Origin of the sequence: Sphingomonas sp. CCH9-F2, assembly GCF_001556735.1 — a bacterium.
Taxonomy (GTDB): Bacteria; Pseudomonadota; Alphaproteobacteria; order Sphingomonadales; family Sphingomonadaceae; genus Sphingomonas; species Sphingomonas ginsenosidimutans.
On the sequence record NZ_LSJO01000071.1, the window covers coordinates 1 to 6,879 of the forward strand.

A 6,879-nucleotide genomic window follows, 5' to 3' on the forward strand; every position below is an offset into this window, starting at 1 on the left:
CGGCCCCCACCCCCGCCACGCTGACGCGTGTGCAGCTGACCACCGCGGCCGGCCCGATCGTGATCGGCGTCAATACCAGGGCGGCGCCCGCCACCGCCGCGAATTTCCTGAAGTATGTCGATCAGAGGAAGCTCGACGGCGTCGCCTTCTATCGCGCGGTGAAGGTCGGCGACGGCTACGGCCTCGTCCAGTTCGGCACCCGCAACGATCCGAAGCGTACGCTGCCGCCCGTCCGCCATGAAGCGACGACGCAGACCGGGCTGAGCCATGTCGACGGCGCGATTTCGATGGCGATGGCCTCCCCCGGCACCGCGGCGGGCGATTTCTTCGTCGTGGTCGGTGACATCACCTCGATGGACGCCAAGGGCGCCGACCCCGGCTTCGCGGTGTTCGGCCGCGTGCTGGAGGGGATGGACGTGATCCGCCGCATCCTTGTCGCGCCGACCTCGCCGACGCTGGGCGAGGGCGTGATGAAGGGGCAGATGCTGGCCCCGACGATCCGCATCGAGAGCGCCCGCCGCCTGCCCTGACGCCCGCCCCCGACGCTTGCCGGCGGCGTGACGGAACGGTTACAACGGACACCTTAAGGAGCCTGTCCGATGACCACCACCCTCGCCACCCGCACCGACTGGACCGCGATCGGCGCCGATCTGCTCCCCGATGTGGTCGCGCTCCGACGCGCGATCCATGCCGAGCCGGAGGTCGGGCTGCACTGCCCGCTGACGACGCAGAAGGCGAAGGCGGCGCTCGCCGGACTGCCGCTGGAGATTCACGATAGCACCAGCACCACCGGATTCGTCGCGATCCTGCGCGGCGGGCGCAGCGGCGCGGCGGGATCGAACCGGCGCACCGTGCTGCTGCGCGGCGACATGGACGCCCTGCCGATGACCGAGGAAACCGGGCTGCCGTTCGCCTCGACCATTCCCGGCGCGATGCACGCCTGCGGCCATGACGCGCATACCGCGATGCTGTTCGGCGCCGCCAAGGCGCTGTGCGCGCGGCGCGAGGAACTGGCCGGCACGATCGTGTTCATGTTCCAGCCGGGCGAGGAAGGCCAACACGGCGCGCGCCACATGATCGCCGACGGGCTGCTCGATATCGCGCGGCCGGAAGCCGCCTTCGCGCTCCACATCTCTCCCAACGCGCCCGCGGGCGTGTTCGTCGGGCGGGAGGGCGCGCTGCTCGCCTCCACCGACACCGTGCTGGCGAGGATCCGCGGCAAGGGCGGCCACGCCGCGATGCCGCACGAGGCGATCGACCCGATCCCGGTCGCCTGCGCGATCGTCACGGCGCTGCAACAGCATGTCGCACGCCGCGTCCCCGTCGCCGACCCGGCGGTACTGACGATCACGCAGATCCATGCCGGTTCGTCGCACAATATCATCCCGGGTGAGGTCAAGTTGATGGGGACGCTGCGCACGCTGTCGGAAACGACGCGCGGCGCGATGCGCGAGGCCTTCCACCAGATCGCGCAGGGGATCGCGGCGGCGCACGGCTGCACCGCCGACACCGCGATCGAGGAAGGCTATCCGGTCACCATGAACGATCCGCGCGCCACCGCGCTGATGCGTGCGCTGGCGGGCACGATCAGCGGCGAACGCGGCTGGTCGACCATGCCCGCGCCGATGATGGGCGGCGAGGATTTCAGCTACGTCCTGCGCGACGTGCCGGGCGCGATGGCTTTCGTCGGCGTCGCTGCGGAGGGCAGCGACCCGCGCACCAATCCGCCGCTCCACAACACCCGCATGACGATCGACGAAGCGGTGATGGCCAAGGGCGTGGCCATGCACTGCGCGCTGGCGGAACGCTTCCTGGAACACGGGCTGGATTGACCGGCACCCCGGATCGGCGATGGCAACCGATCCGGTACGTTCGGCTGGTACGGGCGGTCGGACTCGAACCGACAAGGATTGCTCCGGCGGATTTTGAGTCCGCTGCGTCTACCATTCCGCCACGCCCGCGTGCGAAGGTCGGGCGCCTTTGGCACGGTTGCCGGCGCCGGTCCAGAGGTGTCGATGGTTCAGTCGCGGAAAGCCGGATCGGACAGCGCCACGGCGGCCATTTCGATCGGGCTGTCGAAGGCAACGCCGGCGCGCCCTTCGGTCTGCCAGACGATATGCCCCGCAATCCAGCCGAGGCCCGGCACGTCGACCTCCACCGCACTGCCGGGCGACAGCGGATCGGGCAGTTCGGCCATCAGCCCGCCGGCCGACAGGTTGCGTACCCGCACCATCGCCGTTCCGGCCCTGCCCTCGACACGCAGCGCGACCGTTGCGGACACGGCCCGCCGCCTGCCGGTCGGATCACCCTGGGGATTGTCGCTCACCATCTGCGTCCGCGCCGCCCTGCCCTGTCGTTGGCTACGGCATTGCCGTACCGCCGCGAGCGTAAAGCGAAGGTTACCGCCGCGCGCGATCAGTCGTCGCGCGATACCTTTTCGTTGCGCTCGTGGCGCTCCTGCGCCTCGACCGTCATCGTCGCGATCGGGCGCGCTTCCAGCCGGCCCAGGCTGATCGGCTCGCCGGTCACTTCGCAATAACCGTATTCGCCCTCGTCGATGCGGCGCAGCGCGGCGTCGATCTTGGAAATCAGCTTGCGCTGGCGATCGCGCGTGCGCAGTTCCAGCGACCAGTCGGTCTCGCTCGACGCGCGGTCGGTCAGGTCCGCCTCGCGCAGCGAATCGACCTGCAGCTGCGACAGCGTCCCTTGCGACTCGCGGCGGATCGCATCCTTCCATTCCAGCAACTTGCGACGAAAATATGCCTGCTGCCGCGGGTTCATGAACGGCTCGTCCGCGCTGGGGCGGTATCCGTCGTCGGTCACCACATCGGGTACCGCAATCTCGCCGGGTTCGTCCTTGATTCGATCCACTGCCGTCGCCATCGATCTGCTCCCGCCCGCGCCCCGGGGATGTTCGTCCTCCCCTCGGCGCCCCCGCTGGCCGCGCCTATAGAGAGCCGCGACGCCGGGGACAAGCGAGCAACCGGGCTGTCGCACGATGCCGCTGTCGCCATGCTGAACGCTGACCGCGCCGGTGATCGGCCGATGTGCCCGTTTCGATAAAAATGCCCCGCGACGGGACACTTGCGGGCACGGCAGCCGCAAACGCGCTTGCCCTTAAGGGATTATTCCGCGTTTGTCGGCATGAGGAAAACTCTGTGCATCGACCCAGCGGCGGGTGGCTCGCCGTCAACGAAAGAAGAAACACATGTCCGTGCGGATGGCCTTGGCAAAACTGTGTGCGTGCACGTGCGGGGGGGCGCTGATCGGTGGCGGGGCCGTGCACGTCGCGGAAACCAAGGGCCGCACCGTCTTCGCCAAGAAGGCCACGACGCGCGTGGTCCGCCGTTCGGTCGCCGGCACCGGAACGAAGCTGCGCCGCGTCGTGCGCGCCGGCGCGGCATGCCCCCCGACGACCGTGACGATCGCGTCGCAGGCCGCGCCCGTTCCGGTCCCGCTGCCCCCCGCTCCCGCCTATTCGGGCGGCGGCGGCTATAGCGATCCGGGCGGTTTCGGCGGCGGCGGTTTCGGCGGCGGCGGCTTCTTCGCCGGTGGCTTCTTCGGCGGTTCGGGCGGGGGCAGCAGCGGCAGCATCGTCGTGTCCTCGACGTCCAGCACCAGCGGGTCGTCGTCCACCTCCTCGGGCGCGGTCGCCAGCTCGACCTCGTCGGGCAACGTTTCCTCCACCGGCAACGTCTCGTCCTCCGGGATCATCTCCTCGTCCGGGAACGTATCCTCGTCGGGCAATGTGTCGAGTTCGTCCTCCGGCAACGTGTCGAGTTCGTCCTCGGGCAACGTCTCGAGTTCGTCCTCCTCTTCGTCTTCCGGCAACGTTTCCAGTTCGACGTCCTCGTCGGGCAATGTGTCGTCGTCGACATCCTCGTCCAGTTCGACCAGCGGTTCGTCGTCGACCTCGTCCTCGACGTCCAGTTCGACTTCGTCGTCGTCCTACGGCTCCAGTTCCAAGGGCTGGAGCTCCAGCCACGGCTGGCATCCGCATCCCCCGTCGTCCACCAGCAGCGGGTCGAGCAGCGGCGATCCCGCGCCGGTGCCCGCGCCGCCGATGGTCCTGCTGTTCGGCGCCGCCGCCGCGGCACTGGTCGCGCGCCGGCGTATGTCGGCAAAGGCCGCCTGATCGCCCACCCTGGATAGGTCGGGCCGAAGGGCCGGCATCCCCGACCGGGGTGCCGGCCCTTTTCCTTGCGTCACGCGGACAGCAACGCCTTTTCGATATCGGGGATCGGGTGGCCGGTCAGATCCTTGGCCAGTTCGCCGGTCAGCCGGTCGCTGACTTCCTTGTGATAATGTTTGCGAAGCTCGCCCAGCGTCCTCGGCGCGGCGATGATGATGAGCGATTCGAACTCGTTGGCCAGCGCCCGCCGCCTCAGCAGGTCGGCCGCATCGGCGGCGAAGCGGTCTTCCTCCTGCTGATGGAAGTCGGTTTCGCCCATCGTGCCCGTTACGGTTGAAGATGCCGCGCCCGCCGCATCGGTCTTCTGCTCGCGGTCGGCGGGGTTGGGGCGTTCCTCGGCATGTTCGACCTGCAGATTGGGATAGGCCTCGTCGCCTTCGTTGCGCAGGAACAGCAACTTGCGACCATCGACCACCAGCACGACCGATTGATGGGGGACTTGCATGGCGCTTTCTCCTTGTTGTGCCTGTCTGTGCGGCAAGAACGCCGTCGCCGCGGGCCGGGTTGCCTCGCCCCCGCGACGCCGCCATAGCGCGGGCCATGCATGACATCCGCCTGATCCGTGACGATCCCGCCGCCTTCGATGCCGCCATGGCGCGGCGCGGCGCCCCGGCCGTGGCCGAGACATTGGTCGCGCTCGACCGTCGCCGCCGCGAAGTGACCACCGAGGCGCAGACCGCGCAGGCGCGCCGCAACGAAGCGTCGAAGGCGATCGGCGCGGCGAAGGCGCAGAAGGACGAGGCGACCGCCGCCGCGCTGATGGCCGAGGTGGCGACGCTCAAGCAGCGGCTGCCGGAGCTGGAGGCAGAGGAGGCGCGGCTCGGCGCCGATCTCGACGCGCAGCTGGCAGCGCTGCCGAACATCCCCGCCGCCGACGTGCCGGAGGGCGCGGACGAGGACGACAATGTGCTGGTCCACGAACGCGGCCAGCGGCCCGACTTCGCCTTCGCGGTGCGCGAACATGACACGATCGGCCCCGCGCTGGGCCTGGATTTCGAAACCGGCGTGGCGATCGCCGGCGCGCGCTTCACGCTGGTGCGCGGGCACGCCGCGCGGCTCCAGCGGGCACTGGGGCAGTTCATGCTCGATCGCCTGACGCGCGAGCACGGCTATGAGGAAGTCGCCCCGCCGCTGCTGGTCCGTGACGAGGCGGTGTTCGGCACCGGTCAGCTGCCCAAGTTCGCGGAGGACCTGTTCCGCACCACCGATGGCCGCTGGCTGATCCCGACGGCGGAGGTGTCGCTGACCAATATCGTGCGCGAACAGATTCTGGCGCACGACGTCCTGCCGCTGCGGTTCGCGGCGCTGACGCCGTGTTTCCGGTCGGAAGCAGGCGCGGCGGGCCGCGACACCCGCGGCTACATCCGCCAGCATCAGTTCGACAAGGTGGAGATGGTGTCGATCGTCGCGCCGGAGGCAAGCGAGGCGGAGCATGAGCGGATGACCGCCTGTGCGGAAGGCGTGCTGGACGCGCTGGGCCTGGCCTATCGCCGCATGAAGCTGTGCACTGGTGACATGGGGTTCACCGCGGCGCGCACCTACGATCTGGAGGTGTGGCTGCCCGGCCAGGCGCGCTATCGCGAGATCTCCAGCTGCTCGACCTGCACCGATTTCCAGGCGCGCCGCATGAACGCGCGCTACCGGCCGGAGGGGGAGAAGGCGACGCGCTTCGTCCACACCCTTAACGGCTCGGGGCTGGCGGTCGGGCGCACGCTGGTGGCGGTACTGGAAAACTATCAGCAGGCCGACGGTTCGGTCGCGGTGCCAGAGGTGCTGCAATCCTATCTGGGCGGTCTGAACCGGCTGGAGCCGCGCTGATGCGGATCCTGCTGGCCAATGACGACGGCTATCACGCGCCGGGCCTTGCCGTGTTGGAGACGATCGCGCGGCAATTGTCGGACGACGTGTGGATCGTCGCCCCCGCCGACGAACAGTCGGGCACGGGCCGCTCGCTGACGCTGGGCCGGCCGCTGCGCGCGCACCGCTTCGCCGACAAACGCTTCGCGGTGACCGGCACGCCGACCGACGCGGTGATGTTCGCGCTGGCGCAGGTGATGCGCGATACGCCGCCCGACCTGATCCTGTCCGGGGTCAACCGCGGCGCCAATCTGGGCGAGGACGTGATGTACTCCGGCACCGCCTCGGCCGCGAAGGAGGGCGCGCTGGCGGGCATCCGCTCGGTCGCGCTCAGCCAGGTTTATGGCGCGGTGGAGCCGGGCGACGACGTGTCCTTCGCCGTGGCGGAGGAATGGGGCACGCGGGTGCTGCGCCCGCTGCTCGACGCCGAATGGGCGCCGCGCTCGATGGTCAACATCAACTTCCCGATGGGCGATCCGGTCGCGGTGAAGGGGGTGCGCGTCGTGCCGCAGGGGCTGCGCGACTATGGCCGCGCCCGCTTCGACGCGCGCAAGGATCCGCGCGGCTTCGACTATTACTGGCTGGCGCTCGCGGGGATCGCCACGCCCGGCGCGCGCGATACGGACCTGACCACCGTTTCTGACGGATGGGTAACCGTGACCCCGCTGCATCTGGACCTGACGCTGCATTCGTCGTTAACGTCGCTGCGGGACGTGTACGCACGGTCGTAGCGGGGATAGCGGATGACAAGGTGGAGGACGCCGCGGCGCTTGCTGCCCGGCGGTCTGGCGGTCGTGCTGACGGGATGCATCCCGCCGGGCGTGCCCGAT

At 69.4% G+C, this 6,879-nt stretch carries 9 protein-coding genes and 1 tRNA gene; 4 read left to right on the forward strand and 6 right to left on the reverse strand.

The features are described from left to right. Together AX685_RS02110 and AX685_RS02115 are read left to right on the forward strand one after the other, a co-directional pair. Positions 1-530 (forward strand): peptidylprolyl isomerase (locus AX685_RS02110; protein WP_066484905.1); only part of this gene is annotated, 530 nt, incomplete at its 5' end. Positions 531-599: 69 nt separating this feature from the next. Continuing rightward, positions 600-1,832, forward strand: a complete 1,233-nt coding sequence (locus AX685_RS02115) for a M20 metallopeptidase family protein (RefSeq protein ID WP_066484908.1) — start codon at positions 600-602, stop codon at positions 1,830-1,832. Between the two features lie 45 nt (positions 1,833-1,877). Here AX685_RS02115 and AX685_RS02120 read toward each other — a convergent pair. The 6 genes from AX685_RS02120 to AX685_RS02145 form a co-directional block, all read right to left on the reverse strand. After that, positions 1,878-1,961: transfer RNA gene (locus AX685_RS02120), tRNA-Leu, on the reverse strand. Between the two features lie 59 nt (positions 1,962-2,020). Beyond that, complete coding sequence (locus AX685_RS02125; protein ID WP_231738510.1) at positions 2,021-2,326, reverse strand: PilZ domain-containing protein; 306 nt, start codon at positions 2,324-2,326, stop codon at positions 2,021-2,023. 89 nt (positions 2,327-2,415) lie between these two features. Next, a complete protein-coding gene (gene dksA / locus AX685_RS02130) occupies positions 2,416-2,883 on the reverse strand; it encodes an RNA polymerase-binding protein DksA (RefSeq protein ID WP_066484912.1) in 468 nt (155 codons plus the stop codon). Between the two features lie 609 nt (positions 2,884-3,492). Further along, positions 3,493-3,861 (reverse strand): hypothetical protein, encoded by a 369-nt coding sequence (locus tag AX685_RS02135; RefSeq protein WP_066484915.1) that lies wholly within the window; start codon positions 3,859-3,861, stop codon positions 3,493-3,495. Between the two features lie 87 nt (positions 3,862-3,948). Further along, complete coding sequence (locus tag AX685_RS22220) at positions 3,949-4,143, reverse strand: hypothetical protein (protein ID WP_066484918.1); 195 nt, start codon at positions 4,141-4,143, stop codon at positions 3,949-3,951. Positions 4,144-4,205: 62 nt separating this feature from the next. Beyond that, positions 4,206-4,637 carry a host attachment family protein gene (locus AX685_RS02145; protein WP_066484920.1) on the reverse strand — a complete coding sequence of 144 codons (432 nt, stop codon included), beginning with the start codon at positions 4,635-4,637 and terminating at the stop codon, positions 4,206-4,208. 95 nt (positions 4,638-4,732) lie between these two features. Here AX685_RS02145 and serS point away from each other — a divergent pair, with 95 nt between their 5' ends. Both serS and surE read left to right on the forward strand, forming a co-directional pair. Beyond that, positions 4,733-6,010, forward strand: coding sequence for a serine--tRNA ligase (gene serS, locus AX685_RS02150; RefSeq protein WP_066484921.1), 1,278 nt, complete (start codon positions 4,733-4,735; stop codon positions 6,008-6,010). After that, complete coding sequence (gene surE, locus AX685_RS02155; RefSeq protein ID WP_066484922.1) at positions 6,010-6,780, forward strand: 5'/3'-nucleotidase SurE; 771 nt, start codon at positions 6,010-6,012, stop codon at positions 6,778-6,780. The genes serS and surE overlap by 1 nt, the downstream gene beginning before the upstream one ends. Positions 6,781-6,879 lie beyond the last annotated feature (99 nt).